The sequence below is a fragment of the Natronincola peptidivorans genome (assembly GCF_900111615.1).
Classification (GTDB): Bacteria; Bacillota; Clostridia; order Peptostreptococcales; family Natronincolaceae; genus Natronincola_A; species Natronincola_A peptidivorans.
In genome coordinates, this window is record NZ_FOHU01000001.1 from 232,365 (window position 1) to 256,398 (window position 24,034).

Here is a 24,034-nt window from a genome sequence, read left to right on the forward strand (position 1 = left end):
AAGGAGTATACATATGAAGGTAATAGAAGAATATCAGCAAATTGATTCAAATCGTGAAAGAAGTGTAGCTTTAGGAAACTTTGATGGTATTCATATAGGGCACCAAAAACTAATTGAGCATCTATTAGATAAAAGTGAACCAGAGAAACTAGAATCCTGTGTCTATACATTCATAAATCATACAATACCTGTTATAGCTGATCAGCAGCCTATACAGTATATTACAAATTTAAATAGTAGAAAAGAAATATTTCAAGGCTTAGGTGTTGACATGCTGTTTTTAGACAGCTTTGACAAAGAAATGATGACTTTGACCCCGGAAGCTTTTGTAGAAAAAATACTAGTTAAGGTACTTAATTGCAAAATAGCTGTTGTTGGTTTTGATTATCGCTTTGGATACAAAGCACAAGGTGATGTTGAGTTACTAAAAAAACTTGGTGAAAAATATGGATTTCAAGTTAGTGTGGTGGATGCAGTTACAATAAATGAAGAAAAAGTTAGTAGCTCTAATATAAAAAAATACTTAAAAAATGGGGACGTTGAGAAAGCTAATGCTTTTTTAGGTAGATTTTTTTCTATTAGAAATAAGGTTATTCATGGAGATGCCAGAGGTAAAAAACTTGGATATCCAACAGCAAACATTGATGTTGACCCATTACAGCTTACTCCAAAAGAAGGTGTGTATGCTACATTAATAAACATAAATAACAATACCTACATGGGAGCAACCTTTATAGGAACAAAACCAACTTTTAAATCAGAAAAAATAGCCATTGAAACTTTTATTATAGATTATGAAGGGGACCTATATCATCAATTTATAGATATTTCCTTTATTAAAAGAATTAGAGAAGAAATAATCTTCAAAAGCCCTAATGAGTTAATAAAACAAATTAATGAAGATATTAAACACATAAAAACATATTTACATAGTAATACAAATGTGTTAAAATAATTAAGGCTATGAACCTATTCTCAGTAATTTGCCTCACCAACATTTACTTAGAATAAGGGGATATGAAACAAGGAGGTGAAACTATGGAAAAAGATAAAAAGCTAACCATCATAGAATCTTACAAGACTCATGATAGTGACACTGGTTCTCCAGAAGTACAAGTAGCATTGTTAACTGAAAGAATCAATCACTTAAACGAACATTTGAAGCTTCACAAGAAAGATTACCATTCAAGAAGAGGTCTATTAAAAATGGTAGGTAAGAGAAGAAATCTGCTTAACTATGTCAAAGAAAAGAACATAGAAAGATATAGAGAGCTTATTGAGAAATTAGGATTAAGAAAGTAATGTAGAGCGGGTTTACCCGCTCTATTATTTATAAGTTGCTTTATAACCTAAAGATAGATACTTTGTATTTTTTTATTATACTAAGGTTTGTCGACTTACATAATACTTAAAAAATGACATACAATAAACAGTAATATATCAATACATAAAGGTAATAATAATTTTGAGTAGTAACATTAACAAAGGCAAAATATGAAAGGAGGATATGCATTAAAATGATAAAAACATTTAAAACTGAAGTAGCTGGCAAATCTCTAGAAGTAGAGATAGGGAAAATGGCTTTATTATCAAATGGATCTTGTTTGCTTAAGTATGGAGACACAACGGTATTAGTAAATGCTTGTGCTTCTCAAACACCAAGAGAAGGAATAGATTTTTTCCCGCTTAGCGTAGATTATGAAGAAAAATTATATGCAGCTGGGAAAATACCTGGTGGGTTCATAAAAAGAGAAGGAAGACCTTCAGAAAATGCAGTTCTAACCTCAAGGTTAATTGATAGACCAATCAGGCCATTATTTCCAAAAGGTTATAGAAATGAAGTACAAGTGATAGCTACTGTACTATCAGTAGATCAAGATCATTCTTCTGATATTGTAGCAATGATTGGCTCTTCTATAGCCCTCTCCATCTCAGATATTCCTTTTCTTGGACCTACTGGCTCTGTAAGAGTTGGTATGATTGATGGGAGATATATAATTAACCCCACCAGTAAAGAAAGACAAGTTAGCGATCTAGATATCATTATTTCTGGAACTAAAGATGCTGTCATGATGATAGAAGCTGGCGCTAATGAGTTAACTGAAAAACAGGTATTAGATGCAATTGAAGCAGGTCATGAAGAAATAAAAAGAATTGTTGATTTCATTGAAGATATTGTAGCGGAGGTTGGAAAACCTAAGAAAGAAGTAGTGCTATTTGAAATCGACGAAGAAATCGATAAGTTAGTAAGAGAGTATGCAACAGATAAATTAGCAGAAGCAATTAAAACCATTGATAAAACCGAACGAAATGAAAAGGTTGAAGGTATTAAAGCTGAAACCTTAGAACATTTTGCTGAAAAGTTTGAAGAAAACACTAAAGATATAAAAGAGGTTTTGGGCAGTATTGTTAAAGAAGAATTTAGAAGTATGATTATTCATGAACAAAAAAGACCTGACAATAGAGGCTTAGATGAAATTAGAGGGATTACCTGTGATGTTAGTATATTACCTAAAACTCATGGTTCTAGTTTGTTTACTAGAGGAGAAACACAGGTCTTAAATGTTGCAACTCTTGGAGCATTAGGAGAAGTACAAATTTTAGACGGCTTGGGAGAAGAAGAATCAAAACGATATATGCATCACTATAATTTCCCACCCTACAGTGTTGGTGAAGTAAGATTTTTAAGAGGTCCAGGTAGGCGAGAAATAGGACATGGTGCTTTAGCTGAAAGAGCTTTAGAGCCTATGATTCCATCACAGGATGAGTTTCCCTATACAATACGCTTAGTATCAGAGGTATTAGGCTCTAATGGATCTTCTTCAATGGCAAGTGTATGTGGCAGTACATTATCACTTTTAGATGCAGGGGTCCCTATCAAAAGTATGGTAGCAGGTATTGCAATGGGATTAGTTAAAGAAAATGACAAAGTGGCAATTTTATCAGATATTCTAGGAATGGAAGACTTTTTAGGGGACATGGATTTTAAGGTTGCAGGTACTGAAAAAGGTATTACAGCAATTCAAATGGATATTAAGATCCATGGTATGGAAAAAGAAGTCATGGAAAAAGCATTGGAACAGGCAAGGGTTGGAAGGTTACATATTATGGACAAAATGAAGGAAGTAATAGATACGCCTCGACCAGAACTTTCACCATATGCACCAAGAATTTTCAGGATGAAAATTAACCCAGACAAAATTAGAGATGTTATTGGAACTGGTGGAAAAATAATAAACAAAATTATTGAAGAAACTGGTGCGAAGATTGACATTGAAAATGATGGAACCATTTATATTGCGGCTGAAAACCAAGAGTTAGGTGAAAAGGCGCTAAAAACTATTGAAAATATAGTGAAGGACCCTGAAATAGGAGAGATATACAAAGGCAGAGTCATAAAAATAATGAATTTTGGTGCATTTGTAGAGATTTTGCCTGGTAAAGAAGGGTTAGTTCATATATCACATCTGGCTCATGAGAGAGTGAATAAAGTAGAAGATGTGTTAAAAGTAGGACAAGAAATAGATGTAAAAGTAATGGAAATTGATCCCCAAGGAAAGATAAACTTATCTCACAAAGCATTATTACCTAAACCAACGAATAAAGAAAATAAACAAGAGAATGATAAGAAAGCATAAACCCAAAAAAGGTTTATGTTTTTTTATGATTTTAAAGATAATAACATTGAATCATAAAAAAATTACTCTGAATGTGGTTTACTTATGAAAAATAGAAGAATATCTCTTTCCAAAGAATAACTCCCAGGTTTTGGAATAGTATAGTATCAAAACCATAGTTTATAGGAGGAGAGAGTAGATGATAGTAATTGTAAATAAAAAAGCACTAAAAGGTATTATTTTAATCATGGTAATAATACTAATAATTGTAACGAGTATCGTAATCAATCATAACAAAAACCATACTTCAGTAACTACAACCTATGTTCTCAACAAGCCAATAGAGCAAGGGAATGAAAAAAGTAATTATATAGCATTTGCATGTAATGTAGACTGGGGCAATGAAGTAATACCAGATATACTAGAAATATTGGAAGAAAGAAATATAAAAATCACATTTTTTGTAACAGGAAGGTGGGTTAAGGCTTATCCTCAACTATTTGAAACCATTGTTAAGGCAGGGCATGAAATTGGTAGCCATGGTTATCAACATCTAGATTATAGTAAATTATCATTGGAACATAATAAAAAACAAATTAAAGATGCAGAGATAGTAATTATGCAACATATAGAAACTAAGCCTACTCTATTTGCACCTCCATCAGGAGCTTATAATCAATATACACTAATGGCAGCTGAGGAATTAGGTTATAAAACAATTTTATGGTCTATAGATACTATAGACTGGCGACAAGGTAGCACAAAAGATATTATTGTAAAGAGAGTTATGGAAAAACCTGATCATAAAGGTGGAATCATATTGATGCACCCTATGCCAGAAACTGCAAAAGCCATTCCTATACTTATAGATGAACTTCAGAGCAAGAACTTACAGGTTGGAAGAGTAAGTGATGTAATAGGGGATTAGGTTGCATATGTTGCCTAACTGAATTATAATTTATATTGTACATGAAAATACTTACATAGGAGGATAAAATGTATAAGAGATATACACTAGACAATGGATTAAGAATAGTTACAGAGCATATTCCTTTTGTAAAATCGATATCTATCGGAGTTTGGATTGAAACAGGATCGAAGCATGAAACAAGTGAAAATAATGGAATTTCTCATTTTATTGAGCATATGCTATTTAAAGGGACAACTACCAAAACTGCCAAAGAAATTGCAGAGACAATAGATGGCATAGGAGGACAAATTAATGCCTTTACCAGTAAAGAATGTACTTGTTATTATACAAAGGTATTAGATTCTCATTATGAGCTAGCTATTGATCTATTAGCAGATATGCTTTTTAATTCTAAGTTTGACAAAGATGATATGCAAAAGGAAAAAAGTGTTATTTATGAAGAAATAAGTATGTATGAAGATTCACCAGAAGATTTAGTTCACGATTTATTATACCAATCTATTTTTAAAAATAGTGCATTAGGCCTTCCTATCCTGGGAATTAATGAATCCCTTAATAAGATTAATAGGGATAGTATTATTGAACATATGAATAAGTATTATGTACCAAACAATGCTGTAATATCTGTAGCAGGTAATTTTGATGAGGATAACTTACTAAGAACAATAGAAAGTAAATTTGGACATTGGAAAGAATCAAAAAGTCTAGCATTAAAAGAAGAAACTTCGAAATATAATTATGGAGAATTTTATAAGACTAAGGATATTGAACAGACCCATCTTTGCCTAGGCTTTAAAGGGATAACCCTAGGGGAAAATAAGTTATATCCTTTACTAGTAGTTAATAATATCTTAGGAGGAAGTATGAGCTCTAGACTATTTCAAAATATTAGGGAAGAGCGAGGACTGGTTTACTCCATCTACTCTTACCCATCTACTTATAAAGGAGGAGGTCTATTAACCATTTATGCTGGCATGAATCCTGATTTATTGGAAGAGGTTAAAAGGTTAATATTTAATGAACTAGAAGAGCTAAGGATAAGCGGGTTATCAGCTTTAGAAGTAAATAAATCTAAGGAGCAGTTAAAAGGCAATTATATTCTGGGATTAGAGAGTACAAGTAGCAGAATGACGTCAATAGGTAAATCAGAGCTATTATTGAAAAAAATATATAGTCCTAAAGAAATCATTGAGAAGATTGATGCAGTAAAGTTGGAGGATACTGAAAAGATAATTAAAGAGATTATTGACTTAAATAAGGTTACTTTAACAGTAGTAGGAAAAGCAGATGAAAGAGAATAAGGTTAATTACTAGCCTTATTTTTTTGCCCCATTCAGTCATAAAAAATATTATCATAAATGATAATGAATATTTTATATTTTCGATTAATATATTTGTTAAGACAAGTTTTCCTAAGGAAATAACCAACATGTAAATGAACATAGATTTATTTATGAAATTTTCTGTTGGAAACTCATACATCGTGTAGTTTAAAACTTGTGATAAGAATAAATACATAGAAATAAAAGAAGAGGAGGAGAATGACTTATGCGATTTAGTACAATAGGTGGCAAAGAAATTGTAAATTTATGTGATGGAAGTCGCTTGGGAATTATTGCAGAATCGGATTTATTAATAAATGAAAAAACAGGAAAAATTGTTGCGTTACTAATACCTGATGAAAAAAACTTATTTAATTTTTTTGCTAGCAACTCACTTTTAGAAATACCTTGGGAAGCTGTTAAGAAAATTGGTAATGATATGATCATAATAGAACTAGAGGATGAAAAAAAGAGAAAATATTCTTTATAGATTATGAAACTATTTAGAATGAAAGAAACATTATTAGAAAAATCCATCATAATTCTAGAATAAGAATAGTTGATCATTAAAAGGTAAAAATAATATTAGCATCAAAAAAAATATTAGAGGTGAATTATGATGAAGGATAATAAATCAGATACAAAAAATAAAGAAGGAAAAGAAGATTCAATAAAACAAGCTATAAGTCCTGATTTAGCAAACATTAATACTTTAGGAACGCCTGAAATACCTAAAGCGGATGAAAAAATTCATACTATTACAATTATAGGACATATTGAAGGGCATACAGTAGCACCTCCTCAGAATAAAACTACAAAATATGAGCATATTATTCCCCAATTGGTTGCAGTAGAAGAAAATCCTAATATTGAAGGCATGTTAGTGATCCTTAATACAGTGGGGGGGGATGTAGAAGCAGGATTAGCAATATCAGAACTTATACACAGTCTATCTAAGCCGAAGGTAACCCTAGTATTAGGAGGCAGTCATAGTATAGGTGTTCCATTAGCTACCTCAGGGGATTATTCCTTCATAGCTCCTACAGCTACTATGACCATTCATCCCATTAGAATGACAGGACTTGTTATAGGTATACCACAAACCTTTAAGTATTTTTCTAAAATGCAGGATAGGATTACTGATTTTGTTATTAGAACATCTGGGATTACAAAAACAGCATTGATGGAGTTAATGAATTCAACTGATGAACTAGCAAATGATGTAGGCAGTATACTTATAGGAGAAGATGCAGTAAAATACAAGTTAATTGATGAAGTAGGTGGATTAAACAAAGCTATGGAAAAACTCCAGCAATTGATTAAAGAAAGAAAAGAATAATTAATTTTTTTAAAAAGTGTTAATGCTACAGATTAACACTTTTCTTAGTATTTGAAATATATGATTTGTAGAATTAATCATTATGGTGTAAAATTATTATAAAAGTATTAATTATAGCGCAGAGTTCTGCGCTATAATTAATATAACGGATTTACACATAGCAGATCAAAGCTAGAAGATTTATAATTTACTATATATATTGATGGGGTGAATATTTTGAATAGAAAAAATACTAAAAAAAACAAGCAGATTAATAAGAAATTTACTCTCTTTAAGAATCAATTTAACAATGAAATATATGGAATTTTCACCATTGCGTTAGGATTAATTCTTTTAACAGCATTACATAGTAATAGCGCTGGAAAAGTAGGCAAGGGTCTGGAGTATTTGTTGATGGGCTTATTTTCTAATGTTGCTCTGCTACTGCCTTATGGGTTAGTTTTGTTTGGTGTTTTAATGTTTATTGATAAACCTTTTTGGAAAGAACTAAAAGGCGTTTTATTCTTTTCTTTAATATTCTTATGTTTATTAATATTTAAGTCCTTACTTGACATAGAATTTATCGAAGAAATATCTAACTACGGATTTTTTCAATCAACTAAGATCATCTTTGACAGAGGCGCCGAGGGGATTGGTGGAGGGATTTTTGGAGTAGCTGCAACATATGTTTTAGTAAATTTATTTGGACAAGTTGGAAGCTATATCATAATTACTGCTTTATTTCTTATTTCCTTAATCATGTATACTAAAATTTCTTTATTAGAATCCGCAAAGAAAATCAAAATTTATAGCAGTAAATTATTTTTACATTTTAAGACATTTTTATCCAAGGATAAGAATACTGTTCAAAACATAGAAGATAGTATATCAATGGAAGAGGGCAATAATAAAAAACAGATATCATTAGAACAAGATATTGGAATCAATGAGAAGAGTGTTGATGAAAAGATAAAAATATTAGATTATACTGCTATTAATAATCAACCAATAGAAGCTATAGAAGAAGATTTTTCAGGGTGTGATAATAATCCAGAAGAAAACAATGAAAATAAAAGCACCCCTTTAGTTATTGGCGTTGAAGGATATAATACTAATGATAAGATAGTGTATGATTTGCCAAGCAGCGATTTGCTAAACAAAATAGATTATATTCCTAATAAAGATGATAAGAAAAAGATTTTTTCAAAGGCTAAGATATTGGAGGAAACCTTGAAAAATTTTGGCGTGCAGGCTAAAGTATTACAAGTTAGTAAAGGACCTACTATTACAAGATATGAACTACAACCAAGTATAGGTGTAAAAGTTAGTAGAATCGTTAGTTTAAGCGATGATATAGCCTTAAATTTAGCAGCTCCTGCCATAAGAATTGAAGCACCTATTCCTGGAAAAGCTGCTATTGGAATTGAAATACCTAATGAGGATATAGCTACTGTAACCTTAAGAGAAATTATTGATAGCGATAATTATCAATCATCAACGGCGAATTTAGCATTTTCGCTAGGAAAAGATATTTCTGGAAGCCCAGTTATTACTGATATCAGCAAAATGCCTCATCTATTAATTGCTGGAGCTACAGGATCAGGCAAAAGTGTGTGTATAAATACATTAATACTTAGCTTACTGTATAAGACAACTCCGGAGGATGTTAGATTGTTGCTAATTGACCCAAAAGTTGTAGAATTAAACCAGTATAATGGTATTCCTCATTTGTTGATTCCTGTTGTGACAGACCCCAAAAAGGCAACCGGAGCTTTAAATTGGGCGGTGCAGGAGATGACGCAAAGATATAAAATGTTTGGAGAAAATGGTGTCAAAGATATTGCAGGGTACAATGATAAATCTAGCGATAACAAGCTGCCTTATATTGTAGTAGTTATAGATGAATTAGCAGATTTAATGCTAGTGGCACCTAACGATGTGGAGGATGCTATATGTAGATTAGCTCAAATGGCTAGAGCAGCAGGGATTCATTTAATAATAGCAACTCAAAGACCATCAGTAGATGTTATTACAGGAGTTATTAAGGCCAATATACCATCGAGAATTGCATTTTCAGTTGCTTCACAAACTGATTCTAGAACGATATTAGATATGGGAGGGGCAGAGAAATTATTGGGCAAAGGTGATATGCTATTTCATCCAATTGGTGCAAGTAAGCCAATAAGAATACAGGGAGCTTTTGTCTCAGAAAAAGAGGTTGAAAGGGTAGTATCTTTTATAAAAGAGCAAATTGAAATACCCAGTTATGAAGCTGAAATAATTGATAAAATTGATAAGAATAATACTATTCAGGAAGATACTGATACAGATGAGTTATTTAATGATGCTTTAAGGATAGTTATAGAGAATCAACAGGCTTCTATTTCAATGCTACAAAGAAAACTGAAGATAGGATACAACAGAGCCGCAAGACTGATTGATGAAATGGAAGCTAAAGGAATTGTTGGTCCTCATGAAGGAAGTAAACCAAGACAAGTACTTATTGACAAAGAAACAGTAATAGAGGAGCGAAGTTCATAAAAATATACTTATTATAGAAAGTTATATATACGCAGGTGAAAAACTTATGATTAGAACTATTAATGTTAGTGATGTATTTAATAAAGATGAAAAAATCTTTATTGATGTAAGATCCCCTTATGAATTTAATGAGGGTACAATTCCCAATGCAATAAATATGCCTCTATTCAATGATGAAGAGAGAATAGAGGTAGGCAAAATCTACAAAAGTCAAGGTGTTAATGATGCAATAATAAAAGGCTTGGAGTTTACTGCAATAAAGCTGCCACCTTTATATAAAAAAGTCATAGAATTATGTGAAGCGAAAAAAGACATCATAATTTTTTGCTCTAGAGGAGGATTAAGAAGCAGTTCCGTTACCAATCTTTTGGATACACTAGGTGTAACTGTCTTCCAATTAGAAGGAGGATATAGGGCTCTACGTAAATTCACCTTAGATTATTTTCGTAATATTGATCATTATCACCAGTTTATTGTACTGCATGGATACACAGGTGTTGGAAAAACTGAAATATTGAAGGAACTAGCTGCAAGAAACATTCCTATTTTAAACTTTGAACAAATGGCACAAAATACAGGCTCAGTATTTGGAAGTATCGGCTATTTTGAAAGAACTATTAATCAAAAAACTTTTGAAGCTTCAATCATAGATGCTTTAATAAAAGCAAGTAACAAAACTATTGTAGTAGAAAGTGAAAGTAGAAGAATAGGAAATGTGGTTATTCCTAAGGAATTATATAGGCTTTTGAATGCTGGAAAGCATGTTTATATAGAAACATCAGTGGAGAACAGAATAAAAAGATTAGTAAATGACTATGTTATTAAACTACCAAATGGTGATGAATATTTGAAGGAATGCATCGCACACTTAAGAAAACGAATGGGAGATAAAAATATAGCTAGATATGTAGAATTAATTCAAAATAAGCAACATGAAAAAGTTATAAAAGAATTAATCCTAAATTATTATGACCCATTATATAAGTCTTCCTTTAAAAAATATAATTATGATTTATTCATAAACTATGATAGAATTGATAAGGCAGTAGATAAAATAGAAGACTATTATGGTAGATAGAAAGGTAGATGTAAATATGAATTTAACTATTTATTTAGAATCCCTAGGATGCTCTAAAAATTTAATTGATGCAGAAATAATGCTGGGCTTACTAAATAAGTATGGCTATAAACTAACAACCAATAAATTTAAAGCTGATATAATTATTGTTAATACCTGTGGATTTATTGACACAGCAAAAGAAGAGTCAGTAAATAAGATTATTGAAATGGGCATATTAAAAAAAGAGAAACTCAAACTACTAATTGTTACGGGTTGTTTAGGCGAGAGATATGCTAATGAACTGCTAAAAGAACTACCGGAGGTAGACGCGATTATCGGTACTGGAGACTACAGTGAAATAATTGATGTTATTCATGAAAGCTTACAGGGTAATAAAACTATTAGGATAGGTAATATAGATAGAGTATATGATGAATCTTTACCAAGGTTTCAAACATCACCTTCTTATAGTGCATATGTTAAAATTTCTGATGGGTGTAATAACTATTGTACCTATTGTATTATACCTAAATTGAGAGGTAAATATAGAAGTAGAAAAATAGAAAACATCACTAGAGAAGTAGAAAAATTAGCACAAAAAGGAGTTAAAGAAGTAATTTTGATTGCTCAAGATACAACTAGATATGGAATAGATTTATATCAGGAATATATGCTACCGAAATTATTAGAAGAATTAAGCAAGATACATGGTATCGAATGGATAAGAATACTGTATTGTTATCCAGAGATGATCACTGATGAGCTGATTGATACGATTGCAAAACATGACAACATATGTAAATACATTGATATACCTATACAGCATTGTAGTAATGAAATATTGAAGAAAATGAATCGAAGAACAACAAAAGATAAACTAATTGAAGTGATTAACAGACTACGGAAGCGAATTCCTAACATTGTTATCAGAACCTCCTTAATTATTGGTTTCCCAGGAGAAGAAGAAAAACACTTCGATGAATTAGTAGACTTTATAAAGGAAATAAAGTTTGAGCGGTTAGGTGCTTTTGCTTACTCTCAGGAAGAAAATACTCCAGCTGCTAAAATGTCTAATCAAGTTCCTAAAGATGTTAAGGATTTAAGACAGAAAAAAATTATGGAAATACAACAACAAATTTCTCTTGAAAAAAACAAAGGAAAAATTGGAGAATTAATAGAAGTATTAGTAGAAGAAAAATTAGATGGAAGCAATGAGTATTTAGGACGAACAAAAGGTGATGCACCAGATATAGATGGTGTAGTATATATTCAATCAAAATCATCATTAAAGCCTGGTGACATTATTAAAGTTAAGATTAATAATGCACTAGAGTATGATTTGATAGGAGAGAGAATAGATGAATTTAGCCAATAAATTGACTTGCTTGAGAATCATTTTAATACCAGTCTTTATGATGTTCTTGCTAAATAGAATTCCCTATGGTGTAGAAATTGCTGCAGTAATATTTATAATAGCTGCTATCACAGATGCATTAGATGGATATGTTGCTAGAAAAAAAAATCAAATCACAACATTGGGGAAGTTTATGGATCCATTAGCAGATAAATTATTAGTTTCAGCTGCACTAATATCTTTAGTACAGATGGGTAAATTATCAGCTTTAGTAGTAGTTATTATTATAGCAAGAGAATTTACTATTAGTATTCTTAGGGCTGTAGCGGCTGCTGAAGGAGTTGTTATTGCGGCTAGTTGGTGGGGTAAATTAAAAACCATTACTCAAATCGTAGCAATTATTGCAATATTGGTAGATAACTTTCCATTTAAATATATCAATTTCCCTTTTGACACTATTATGGTTTGGGTAGCAGTTATCTTTACTATTATATCTGGAGTAGATTATATTAGAATTAATAAGCATATTTTAAAGCACTAAAAATCTTTATAGTAATGTATATTTTTGCCTCTAGACTATTTTAAAAAGCTTAGAGGCATAAACTATTTAGTTTCATTTTAGTTTCAATTTACATTTGACCATTTGTGAATAATAAGATATAATGACATAAGAACATTTGTTCGAAAACTATGAAAGGTAGGTGAGCCAGACGAAGTTCTGGATTGCTATGGAAAAGAAAAAAGCATTGGAAATGGCTATTAATCAGATCGAAAAACAGTTCGGTAAAGGTTCGATTATGAAATTAGGTGAGGAATCAAAATTGAATCTAGAATGTATTTCTACTGGTTCAATTGATTTGGACATCGCCTTAGGAATAGGTGGGGTTCCAAGAGGTAGAATTGTTGAAGTATACGGCCCAGAATCTTCAGGTAAAACAACAGTATCTTTACATATTGTTGCAGAAGCACAAAACAATGGAGGTACAGCAGCTTTTATAGATGCTGAACATGCTTTAGATCCAGCTTATGCTAGAAAGCTAGGTGTAGATACTGATAACCTAATAGTTTCTCAACCAGATACAGGAGAGCAGGCATTAGAAATTGCTGAAGCATTGGTGAGAAGTGGTGCTGTTGATGTAGTTGTTATTGATTCAGTCGCTGCACTAGTACCAAAGGCAGAAATAGAAGGTGAAATGGGAGATACTCACGTTGGCTTACAAGCTAGATTAATGTCTCAGGCCCTGAGGAAATTAGCAGGTGCCGTTAATAAATCTAGGACAACCACTATATTTATTAATCAATTAAGAGAAAAAGTTGGTGTGATGTTCGGAAATCCCGAAACAACTCCTGGTGGTAGGGCATTGAAGTTCTATGCTTCTGTTCGTTTGGATGTAAGAAAAATAGATATAATTAAGCAGGGAAATGATATATTGGGTAACAGAACGAGAGTAAAGGTTGTGAAAAATAAGGTAGCACCTCCTTTTAGACAGGCTGAATTTGATATCATGTATGGACTAGGAATTTCAAAAGCAGGAGATGTGTTAGATGTAGCAACCAATCTTGATATTGTCAAAAAGGCTGGGGCTTGGTATAGCTATGGAGAACACAGGCTAGGTCAAGGGAGAGAGAATGCAAAGCAGTTCTTCTTGGAAAACCCAGATATATATGTAGAAGTAGAAAATACTATAAGAAAGCATTATGATTTACCACAAATTAACGAAAAACCAAAGGATGAAGTTATAGAAAGTGAAGGGTAAAAAAGACTCGTTAGCTTTTGTTAATGTTATTGCAAAACCTTCGCTTTCTGTCATGCTTCCAAAAGCTCAGCACTCTTATGTATTGTTTATACGTTAAGGGTACTGAGTTTTTCCTATTATTAAATATGAAACTATTAAAACCTCCAGAATTACTAAAACTGAACTAAAACTAATGTACTAGATAGTTGATAATAACAGCTCTGAATAAAATGCTAATAAATGGTAAAGATAAATTCTATTATTGTCCATAAAAAGCAATCTAACTTGACACAATATAAAAAAAGATATACAATAATATCAAATCATTGTATTTAGGTGATTTTACTTGAACTTTTAAAGACAAAGGTTTTATTTATCCAATCGAAGTATATATGATCTAAAAACTTAATAAAGGAGGTGTCCACGTATTAATAATGGTCTAATCACACTTATAGTTTTAGTTGCTGCTATAGTAGGATGCCTTATCGGCTATTTTATTCGAAAAAGCATTGCGGAGGGTAAGATTAATAACGCTGAAGAATTGGCGAAAAAGCTTATAGAAGAAGCTGAAAAGGATGCAGAGACGTCCAAAAAAGAAATTCTGCTAGAAGCAAAAGAGGAAGTTCATAGACTTCGTAATGAATTTGAACGAGAAAGTAGAGAAAGGCGTAATGAACTACAAAGAATTGAAAGAAGACTGATACAAAAAGAAGAATCATTAGATAAAAAGTCAGATGCTCTGGAGCATAAAGACGAAAAGCTAAATAAGAAATTGAAGGATTTAGAAGATCAGCAGAAAGAAATACAATTGTTATATGAAAAAGAAATTCAAAAACTAGAAGAATTGTCTAACTTGACATCAGAAGAAGCACGTGAATTACTTCTTAGCGACATAGAAAAAGAAATAAAGCATGAAGCAGCAATTATGATTAAGGATATAGAAACTAAAGCTAAAGAAGATGCTGAGAAGAAAGCAAAAGAAATCATTACTTATGCAATTCAGAAATGTGCAGCAGATCATGTAGCAGAAACTACAGTTACAGTTGTTCAATTACCTAACGATGAAATGAAAGGTAGAATAATTGGAAGAGAAGGAAGAAATATCAGAACCCTAGAGACCTTAACGGGTATAGATTTAATTATTGACGATACCCCTGAAGCAGTAATACTATCAGGTTTTGACGCCATAAGACGTGAAGTAGCAAGGTTGGCTTTAGAAAAGCTAATTGTTGATGGGAGAATTCATCCTGCTAGAATAGAAGAAATGGTAGAAAAAGCAAAAAAAGAAGTTGATAATATTATAAAAGAAGAAGGTGAACAAGCTACGTTTGATACAGGTGTTCATGGTCTTCATCCAGAGCTTATAAAGTTATTAGGTAGGCTAAAATACAGAACAAGCTATGGACAAAACGTATTAAAACATTCTATTGAAGTTTCGTATTTAGCTGGGATTATGGCTGCGGAGCTAGGCGTGGATGTAAAATTAGCAAAGAGAGCTGGTTTGTTACATGATATTGGGAAAGCTGTAGATCATGAAATAGAAGGCACTCATGTAGAGATAGGAATGGAACTTCTTAGAAAGTATAAAGAATCAAAAGATGTAATACATGCTATGTCAACACATCATGGTGACTATGAGCCAGAAACAATAGAAGCAGTGTTAATAACTGCTGCCGACGCAATATCTGCTGCAAGACCAGGGGCTAGGCGTGAAACTTTAGAATCTTATATTAAACGTTTAGAGAAACTTGAAGAAATTGCAGACAGTTATGATGGGGTTGAAAAATCTTTTGCAATACAAGCTGGAAGAGAAGTAAGAATTATGGTTAAACCAGAGCAATATAATGATGAAGAAATTGTTGTATTAGCTAGAAACATGACGAAGCGCATCGAAGGTGAGTTAGAATATCCTGGTCAAATAAAAGTTCATATTATAAGAGAAACTAGAGCAATAGAATATGCAAAATAAAAAACTGTTATATAACAGTTTTTTATTTTTGCAAATAAAAGCATTATAAGGACAAATAAATGTTATCTGCCTCTAAGGTCATTTTCTTATAATTACACAATAATTTTACGAAATTTTATGAAAAATGCAGGTATTTTTAAAATTAAGTAGAATATTAATAGGATAAATTATTTAATTATAGTATAACACATTATATTAAAGGGGGCTTTTAAAATGGAAGTATTAAAAGTATCAGCAAAATCAAAACCAAATTCTGTTGCAGGAGCATTAGCAGGCGTTCTTAGAGAAAGAGGAACTGCTGAAATCCAAGCTATTGGAGCTGGCGCTCTAAACCAAGCAGTAAAAGCAGTAGCAATTGCACGAGGATTTGTAGCTCCTAGTGGGATTGATTTAATATGTATCCCAGCATTTACAGATATTGAGATAGACGGTGAAGAAAGAACTGCTATAAAATTAATTATAGAACCACGATAAAAATAAAATTAATTTAAATGAATTTGTATCTTACTATATTTTACTTTAAGTTATTTCAAGATAAAGTGCTCAATTATCTACTTCTATCAGATAAGTAGTTCAATGTTTTAGCTACTTACCATGTTTATCATAAGAGGTAGACCCAACAATAATTTCAAGATGAATAGAAAAAAGTTGAAGAGCCTACTGTTATTAGTAGGCTTTTTAAAATAATTTATAGCATTAGGCAGTGTATATTTGGCAATAATTAAGAAAACTAATGAATCAATAATTTTAAGGAGCAATAATATGAAGTATATAGACATGCATACCCATACCACCGCTTCAGATGGTACACTTACCCCAACTCAACTTATTCAGTATGCAATAGTTAAAGGCTTAGCTGGAATTGCAATAACAGATCATGATACTATAGCGGGGATCAAGGAAGCGAAGGTCTGTTGTAGTCAATTATCTGATTTCACAATAATTCCAGGAGTAGAGTTAAGTACTGAAGATTCAGGTGAAGAAGTTCATATATTAGGCTATAATATTAATTATAAGTCAAAAGAGCTTTTGGATACACTAATGCTTATTCAAAATCAAAGAATGAATAGAGTAAAAAAAATGGTTAAAAAGCTACAGGGACTAGATATAGATATAACCTATAATGAGATACTAGCTATGTCAAAGCAAGGTGTCATTGGCAGACCACATGTGGCTAGGGCCTTAGTTAAAAAAGGTTATATAGAGGATCTACAGGAAGCATTTGTAAAATACTTAAGCAAGGGCTGTCCTGCTTATGTTCCAAGATATAAATTAACACCTTTTGAAGCAATAGACCTTATACATAAAGTTGGGGGGATAGCTGTAGTAGCACATCCAGGTCTTATAAAGAATCATGGCATATTGTTAAACATACTAAGAAAAGGAGTAGATGGTATAGAAGTATATCATCCAGAGCATAAAAAGCAAGACAATATAAAATACTTGGCTCTAGCAAATGAGTACCAACTAATTGTAACTGCAGGATCTGATTTTCATAGTCCTCCTATAGAAGATAAAGGGCATGGTGACTTAGGCACGGAAAAAATGCCTCTAAAGGATATATCGAAAATATTTAAAGTGTTATGAGGAGAGGATTATATTATGATAATCAAAAACGAGAGAAACCGGCAATTTCCATCTAAAATAAGCACAACTCAATTTGTGAAGCTTTATATTCTTCATTTGCTTTCACAAAAAAGTTTTTATGGAAATGAGATAATTGAAGAAATAAGAACTAGATTGAACGAAAAATGGGAGCCAAGCCCAGGAATGATTTATCCTTTATTAAGAGAATTGGAAAGCAATAATCACATTAAAGGATGGTGGAAGGAACCAGATAAAAGATCTATTAGACACTATCGTATAACAGATGAAGGAATAGAACATTATAAAAGTATAAAAAGGATATATGAGCCTGTCTTACTAGACTCACTAATTATCATTAAGAATACCTTAAAAGACATATATGGTGATAAATAGTACATTTTCAACCTATGCCATTAAAAAAGCATTATGAGAAAAATTATTTTTTGATACTGTCCCTATAGATAAAAATTTGATAAAATATAAGGTATGAAAGGAATAATATAGAAATATGTATTATTTGATTTTTCAAGAAAATATAATTTGTTGTGGAGGGGAATAAATGAATATTACACTTTCTAAAAAGAATCTAAATATCGCACCATCAGTAACATTAACTATTGATGCTAAAACAAAACAAATGAAAGCCGATGGCATCGATGTAATTAGTTTCGGGGTAGGAGAGCCAGATTTTCAAACACCCAGTAATATTAAGAATGCTGCTGTAGAAGTAATAAAAAATGGTTCTATAGGATATACCGCTGCATCTGGACTGCCAGATCTTAAAAAAGCTATTTGTGAAAAACTCCAAAAGGAAAACAATTTAAGCTATCAGCCAGAAAATATTATAGTATCTAATGGTGCAAAGCATTCTCTTTACAATATTTTTCAGGCTATATGCAATCCAGGGGATGAGGTTATTATTCCTATACCCTATTGGGTAAGCTATCCAGAATTAGTTAAAATGGCAGATGCAACACCTATATTTATAGAATGTAATGAAGAAAATGAGTTTAAACTCAGAAAAGAAGATTTATTGTCTGCCATTACTAAAAATACAAAGGCTATTATTTTAAATAGTCCATCTAACCCAACTGGATCTGTTTATTCAAAAGAAGAATTAGAAGAAATAGCTAAAATCGCCATAAAGAATGATATTATTATTGTAGCTGACGAGATTTATGAAAAACTAGTATATGATGGGGAAAAACATATCAGTATTGCCAGCCTAAACAATGAAATTAAAGAACGAACAATTGTAATTAATGGTATGTCTAAAGGATATGCAATGACAGGCTGGAGGATTGGTTATACAGCCTCAGCAGTAGAAATCGCTAAAATCATGGGAAATATTCAGAGCCACGCTACATCAAACCCTAATACAATAGCTCAATATGCAAGTATTGAAGGATTACGAGGAGACCAATTCTCAATAGAAGAAATGAGAAAAGCCTTTGATGAGAGAAGAAGTTTTATGGTGAATAGAATAAATGAAATTAAAGATTTGTCATGTATTACTCCTAAAGGTGCATTTTATGTTATGATGAATATCTCTAAATGGATTGGCAAGGAAGTAAAAGGGAAAAAAATAGAAAATTCAATAGACTTTGCTGAAATGCTATTAGATAATGCAAAAGTAGCTATTGTACCAGGCTTAGCTTTTGGGGCAGATAACTTTATGCGTCTATCATATGCCACCTCCTTAGAAAATATTAAAGAGGGACTTAATCGAATCGATAATTACTTAAACATATAGCATATAAAACCCAGTTACCGAAACGTCTAGAAAATACGTCAAGGTACTGGGTTTTAGAAGGAATTCACTGATATGATAAATAGGCATTATTTAGAAAGGAGAAGTTTTATTTTGAATTCATCAATATATCAGAATCCGTTAACGGAAAGATATACTAGTAAAGATATGAATTATCTATTTTCTGCTGATAATAAATTTATCACTTGGAGAAAGCTATGGATTGCTTTGGCAGAAGCTCAGCAGGAGCTAGGTCTACTTATTACGCATGAGCAGATACAAGAGTTAAAAGCTAACCAAGACAAAATCAACTATGATGTTGCTAGAAAAAAGGAAAAAGAAATTAGACATGATGTAATGGCCCATGTCTTTGCCTATGGTGAACAATCTCCAAAGGCAAAGGGAATTATACATTTAGGCGCTACAAGTGCGTTTGTAGGTGACAATACTGATGTTATTGTTATGAGGGACGCGTTACTATTAATTAAAAAGAAATTGGTAAATCTTTTATATGTCCTTACAAAAATCTGCGATACTTATAAAGCACTACCTACTTTAGGATTTACGCATTTTCAGCCAGCACAGTTAACAACTGTAGGTAAAAGAGCTACATTATGGTTGCACGATTTACTAATGGATTTTGAGAATATCGAAACCCAACTAATGAAAATGAAGCTTAGAGGTGCAAAAGGCACTACTGGAACACAGGCTAGCTTTATGAAACTATTTGATAATGATGAAAATAAAGTAAAGCTATTAGAAAAGAAAATAACTGAAAAAATGGGCTTTGAAAAAACATATCCTGTTACTGGACAAACCTATACTAGGAAACTAGATTATGAAGTATTATCTGTTCTTAGTGGAATTGCTCAAAGCCTTCATAAAATGACCAATGATATCCGTTTGTTACAAAGCTTAAAGGAAATGGAAGAACCTTTTGAAAAAAAACAAATAGGCTCATCTGCTATGGCATATAAAAGAAACCCTATGAGAAGCGAACGAATTGCTTCATTAGCTAGACATGTTATAGTACTTACACAGAATGCAGCTATGACTGAATCCACCCAATGGTTTGAAAGAACCTTAGATGATTCTGCCAATAGAAGAATTACAATACCTGAAGGATTTATGGCCACGGATGCAATCATAGAAATTGCAATAAATGTTTGTGATGGTTTAGTAGTATATGAAAATATGATTAATCAACATATTGAAAAGGAGTTGCCATTTATGGCAACAGAAAATATTTTAATGGAAGCTGTTAAAAATGGAGGAGATAGACAGGAATTGCATGAGAAAATAAGAATACATTCTATGGAGGCTGCTAAGCAAGTAAAAATTGAAGGTAAAGAAAATGATCTTATACAACGTATCCTTCAAGATGATTCTTTTAATCTTACTGAAAATGAAGTAAATGAAATAATGAATCCAGTAAACTATATTGGTAGAGCACCACAACAGGTGACTGAATTTTTAGGAGAATATGTTTATCCAGTTTTAGAAGCTAATAAAGAACTAATTGGAGTTGAAATTGACCTAACAGTCTAAAATACAAAGATACAAGAAATATGGAGGTGTAGCCAATGGCTATTTTTACAACAATAGAAGAAATAAGTAAATATGATGGACAAGAAATATTACTAAGAGGCTGGCTATATAACAAACGCTCTAGTGGTAAAATACACTTTTTACAAATAAGAGATGGTTCAGGTTTTCTGCAAGGAGTAGTTGTTAAAAATCAAGTGGAAGAGGAGGTTTTCAAAGTATGCAAAGAACTGACACAAGAATCCTCCATAGAAGTAATAGGTATCGTACAAAAGGATGATAGAGCTAAAAGTGGATTTGAGTTATTAGTAAAGGATGTAAAGCCATTAACTATTGCAGAAGAAGGGTATCCTATTTCGTTAAAGGAGCATGGAACTGACTTTTTAATGGATCATAGACATCTATGGATGAGAACACCAAAACAAAATGCAATCCTTAGAATTCGTGATGAAATAAATCTAGCTATTCGTTTATTTTTTCATGAGAGAGGCTTTATTTTAGTAGAACCACCTATTATAACCCCTTCAAGCTGCGAGGGAACAACAGAATTATTCGAAATTGACTATTTTGGAGAAAATGCCTATTTATCTCAAACTGGACAGCTTTATGCAGAAGCAGCTGCAATGGCCTTTGGTAAAGTTTATAGCTTTGGACCAACCTTCAGAGCAGAAAAGTCCAAAACTAGAAAGCATCTTAACGAATTTTGGATGGTAGAACCAGAAATGGCCTTTGTTGATTTTGAAGGTAACCTAAAAATTCAAGAGGAAATGATAGAATATATCGTTCAAAAAGTTCTCCAAAATAAACAATATGAACTGAAAGTATTAGATAGAGACATTACAAAGTTAGAAAGCATCAAGGCGCCATTCGCTAGAATTTCTTATACTGATGCTGTAGAAATGTTAAAGAAAGCTGATTTTGAGTTTGAATGGGGAGATGATTTTGGTGCACCTCATGAAACATATATAGCGGAACAGTTTGATAAACCTGTGTTTATAACACATTTTCCAACAAAGATGAAAGCTTTCTACATGCAGCCAGATCCAAATAACTCAGAGGTTGTATTAGGAGCAGATTTAATTGCTCCTGAAGGATATGGTGAAATCATTGGAGGCTCAGAAAGAATACATGATCTAGATTTGATTTTGAAAAAAATACAAGAAGAAAATTTACCTCAAGAACTTTATGAGTGGTATCTAGATTTAAGACGTTATGGTTCAGTGCCTCACTCAGGATTTGGCTTAGGTCTTGAAAGAACAGTAGCATGGATTTGTGGCATTGAACACATCAGACAAACCATACCATTTGCGAGAACATTAAACAGAGTTTATCCTTAAGTTTAAGAAATAAGATATGACAAAAACTAATTGTATTTATTTAGAATAATATAATTAGTTTTTGTATTACCTAGAAGTTTTTTAGAGAAATTGAGAATAATAAATAAAGGATTTCTTGGTATAGAGGAGTGATATGCATGCGACTACAAAAGTATCTAGCATCTTGTGGTATAGCTTCAAGAAGAAAAAGTGAAGAGTTAATAAAGACGGGGATTGTTAAGGTAAATGATGAAGTAATAACTGAAATGGGATATGTTATAGAGCCTGATAAAGATGCTGTTAAAATTAACGATAAAGTAATTACCCCACAAAAAACAAATATTTATGTATTATTAAATAAGCCTATAGGATATATAACAACTACTTCCGATCAATTTAATAGAAAGAAAGTAACAGACCTAGTTGATATATCAACTAGAATTTTTCCAGTTGGAAGACTAGACTACAATACCAGTGGATTGTTATTACTTACGAATGATGGAGAATTAACATTAAAATTAACTCATCCCAAATATAAAGTTGAAAAAACATACTTAGTAAAGGTACAAGGGAAACCAACTTCTAGAAAACTAGAGATGCTAAGAAATGGTATACCAATAGAAGATTATGTTACCTTACCAGCGAAAGTAGAGCATGTTAAAGAAGAAAAAAACAATTGCATCTTAAAAATTATTATCAGGGAAGGAAAAAATAGGCAGGTAAGAAAAATGTGTGAGGCTATTGGGCACCCTGTTATGGCTTTAAAGAGAGTAGCAATAGGTAATATACGTCTAGAAAAACTACCTACCGGAAAATGGAGATATTTGACTGAGAAAGAAATAGAATATTTAAAATCATAAGTAAAAAACTGTTGAATCAAGTATAGGAAAAAATATGTAAGGTGTAAGGAGTAGAGGGAATGATTGTCATCAAAAAAATTAGCGACTCAGAAATGAAAGTATTGTCTACTTACTATGAAGAGTGTAAATTTTTTAAAGAAGCTATCTCATCCAGCGAATACATAGCAGCTTTAGATGAAAATACTCCACTAGGATTTGCTGAAATAACATTTTATGAAAAAATGCTACCTGTGATAAAGAGAATGTATGTAAATAAAGAAGAAAGAGGACAAGGTTTAGGTGATGGGATTTTAAGAGCCACTTTGAACTATGTGCTAAGTAATGGGTATTCATTTACAGTAATCGAGGGTAATGATAATTTGAGTAATTTCTATAAAAAAGAAGGCCTATTACTAATGAAAGATGTAAAGGCCCCCAAAGGTTACCAAGGTTATTTTAATCAATATGACCAAAATCAAACCTTCTTTTGTAATATTTCTTCATTTTTTATAAAAGGTTGTAAAAAATAGGTTGAGGTGTAAAATGAAATACGTAAGCTTTTTGAAGGCAACTAATTTTGTTCATAACTTATTAATAAATCGAATACCTGAAGGAAGTACAGTAATTGATGGAACGATGGGAAATGGCTATGATACCTTATTTCTTCATGAACAAGTAGGAGAAGAGGGTGTTGTTTATGCTTTTGACATTCAAAAATTGGCTTTAGAGAGAACTAAAGAAATGTTGATAGAAAACAATATAGCAATTGATTCTAATCGTATTCGATTAATCCATGATGGACATGAAAATATAGGACAATATGTAAAAGAGCCAATTAGCGTGGCCATGTTTAATTTAGGGTATCTACCAAATGGAGATAAAGAAATAATTACCCAAAATTCTACTACGATACAAGCTTTGTCCGCAGCTTTATCGTTATTACAAGCTAGAGGGATTATATCTATAGTAATTTATTATGGACACATTGGTGGCTTAGAGGAAAAACAACGTCTAATGGACTATGTAAATAATTTAAATAGTAGTGAATATACAGTAATGCAGTGTAGTTACTTAAATAAAGAGAAAAATCCACCGATTATTGTACTTATTGAAAAAAACAAATAATAAATTTGTTATACTATGGAAAAT

22 protein-coding genes are annotated in these 24,034 nt (G+C 31.9%); all 22 read left to right on the plus strand.

The genetic code is table 11. The features are described from left to right. Positions 1-13 precede the first annotated feature (13 nt). The 22 genes from BMX10_RS01210 (at position 14) to BMX10_RS01315 (ending at position 24,010) form a co-directional block, all read left to right on the plus strand. Positions 14-955, plus strand: coding sequence for a bifunctional riboflavin kinase/FAD synthetase (locus BMX10_RS01210; RefSeq protein WP_090438061.1), 942 nt, complete (start codon positions 14-16; stop codon positions 953-955). An 83-nt stretch (positions 956-1,038) separates the two neighbouring features. Then, entirely contained in the window at positions 1,039-1,302 is a 264-nt protein-coding gene (rpsO, locus tag BMX10_RS01215) for a 30S ribosomal protein S15 (RefSeq protein ID WP_090438064.1), read from the plus strand. A 215-nt stretch (positions 1,303-1,517) separates the two neighbouring features. After that, a complete protein-coding gene (locus BMX10_RS01220) occupies positions 1,518-3,638 on the plus strand; it encodes a polyribonucleotide nucleotidyltransferase (RefSeq protein WP_090438068.1) in 2,121 nt (706 codons plus the stop codon). A gap of 178 nt (positions 3,639-3,816) precedes the next feature. Next, a complete protein-coding gene (locus BMX10_RS01225) occupies positions 3,817-4,545 on the plus strand; it encodes a polysaccharide deacetylase family protein (RefSeq protein WP_090438071.1) in 729 nt (242 codons plus the stop codon). A 68-nt stretch (positions 4,546-4,613) separates the two neighbouring features. Next, positions 4,614-5,849: a M16 family metallopeptidase gene (locus tag BMX10_RS01230; RefSeq protein ID WP_090438074.1), complete on the plus strand. Its 1,236-nt coding sequence runs from the start codon at positions 4,614-4,616 to the stop codon at positions 5,847-5,849. A gap of 247 nt (positions 5,850-6,096) precedes the next feature. Continuing rightward, complete coding sequence (locus BMX10_RS01235) at positions 6,097-6,360, plus strand: YlmC/YmxH family sporulation protein (RefSeq protein WP_090438077.1); 264 nt, start codon at positions 6,097-6,099, stop codon at positions 6,358-6,360. A gap of 129 nt (positions 6,361-6,489) precedes the next feature. Next, positions 6,490-7,209 (plus strand): ClpP family protease, encoded by a 720-nt coding sequence (locus BMX10_RS01240; RefSeq protein WP_090438081.1) that lies wholly within the window; start codon positions 6,490-6,492, stop codon positions 7,207-7,209. A 216-nt stretch (positions 7,210-7,425) separates the two neighbouring features. Beyond that, on the plus strand, positions 7,426-9,729 hold the full coding sequence (locus tag BMX10_RS01245) for an FtsK/SpoIIIE family DNA translocase (RefSeq protein ID WP_090438084.1): 2,304 nt from the start codon (positions 7,426-7,428) through the stop codon (positions 9,727-9,729). A gap of 46 nt (positions 9,730-9,775) precedes the next feature. Continuing rightward, a complete protein-coding gene (gene mnmH, locus BMX10_RS01250; RefSeq protein WP_090438086.1) occupies positions 9,776-10,807 on the plus strand; it encodes a tRNA 2-selenouridine(34) synthase MnmH in 1,032 nt (343 codons plus the stop codon). Beyond that, the gene (gene rimO, locus BMX10_RS01255; RefSeq protein WP_330387763.1) at positions 10,797-12,164 is read left to right on the plus strand and encodes a 30S ribosomal protein S12 methylthiotransferase RimO; all 1,368 of its coding nucleotides are present in this window, start codon (positions 10,797-10,799) and stop codon (positions 12,162-12,164) included. The genes mnmH and rimO overlap by 11 nt, the downstream gene beginning before the upstream one ends. After that, the gene (gene pgsA, locus BMX10_RS01260; RefSeq protein WP_090438090.1) at positions 12,148-12,684 is read left to right on the plus strand and encodes a CDP-diacylglycerol--glycerol-3-phosphate 3-phosphatidyltransferase; all 537 of its coding nucleotides are present in this window, start codon (positions 12,148-12,150) and stop codon (positions 12,682-12,684) included. Before rimO ends, pgsA begins: the two co-directional genes overlap by 17 nt. A gap of 187 nt (positions 12,685-12,871) precedes the next feature. Then, positions 12,872-13,900 carry a recombinase RecA gene (gene recA, locus BMX10_RS01265; protein ID WP_090438093.1) on the plus strand — a complete coding sequence of 343 codons (1,029 nt, stop codon included), beginning with the start codon at positions 12,872-12,874 and terminating at the stop codon, positions 13,898-13,900. A gap of 406 nt (positions 13,901-14,306) precedes the next feature. After that, entirely contained in the window at positions 14,307-15,848 is a 1,542-nt protein-coding gene (rny, locus tag BMX10_RS01270; protein ID WP_244272612.1) for a ribonuclease Y, read from the plus strand. A 213-nt stretch (positions 15,849-16,061) separates the two neighbouring features. Beyond that, complete coding sequence (locus tag BMX10_RS01275) at positions 16,062-16,322, plus strand: stage V sporulation protein S (RefSeq protein WP_090438098.1); 261 nt, start codon at positions 16,062-16,064, stop codon at positions 16,320-16,322. Positions 16,323-16,610: 288 nt separating this feature from the next. After that, positions 16,611-17,435 (plus strand): PHP domain-containing protein, encoded by an 825-nt coding sequence (locus tag BMX10_RS01280; protein ID WP_090438101.1) that lies wholly within the window; start codon positions 16,611-16,613, stop codon positions 17,433-17,435. Positions 17,436-17,450: 15 nt separating this feature from the next. Further along, complete coding sequence (locus BMX10_RS01285; protein ID WP_208976091.1) at positions 17,451-17,828, plus strand: PadR family transcriptional regulator; 378 nt, start codon at positions 17,451-17,453, stop codon at positions 17,826-17,828. A gap of 166 nt (positions 17,829-17,994) precedes the next feature. Continuing rightward, complete coding sequence (locus BMX10_RS01290; RefSeq protein WP_330387764.1) at positions 17,995-19,188, plus strand: pyridoxal phosphate-dependent aminotransferase; 1,194 nt, start codon at positions 17,995-17,997, stop codon at positions 19,186-19,188. Between the two features lie 72 nt (positions 19,189-19,260). Then, on the plus strand, positions 19,261-20,733 hold the full coding sequence (purB, locus tag BMX10_RS01295) for an adenylosuccinate lyase (RefSeq protein WP_090438106.1): 1,473 nt from the start codon (positions 19,261-19,263) through the stop codon (positions 20,731-20,733). Between the two features lie 35 nt (positions 20,734-20,768). Next, positions 20,769-22,067, plus strand: a complete 1,299-nt coding sequence (gene asnS, locus BMX10_RS01300; protein ID WP_208976092.1) for an asparagine--tRNA ligase — start codon at positions 20,769-20,771, stop codon at positions 22,065-22,067. 137 nt (positions 22,068-22,204) lie between these two features. After that, positions 22,205-22,906, plus strand: a complete 702-nt coding sequence (locus BMX10_RS01305) for a pseudouridine synthase (RefSeq protein ID WP_090438109.1) — start codon at positions 22,205-22,207, stop codon at positions 22,904-22,906. 59 nt (positions 22,907-22,965) lie between these two features. Then, positions 22,966-23,415 carry a GNAT family N-acetyltransferase gene (locus BMX10_RS01310; protein WP_090438112.1) on the plus strand — a complete coding sequence of 150 codons (450 nt, stop codon included), beginning with the start codon at positions 22,966-22,968 and terminating at the stop codon, positions 23,413-23,415. A gap of 13 nt (positions 23,416-23,428) precedes the next feature. Continuing rightward, positions 23,429-24,010: a tRNA 5-(aminomethyl)-2-thiouridylate-methyltransferase MnmM gene (locus BMX10_RS01315; protein WP_090438114.1), complete on the plus strand. Its 582-nt coding sequence runs from the start codon at positions 23,429-23,431 to the stop codon at positions 24,008-24,010. Positions 24,011-24,034 lie beyond the last annotated feature (24 nt).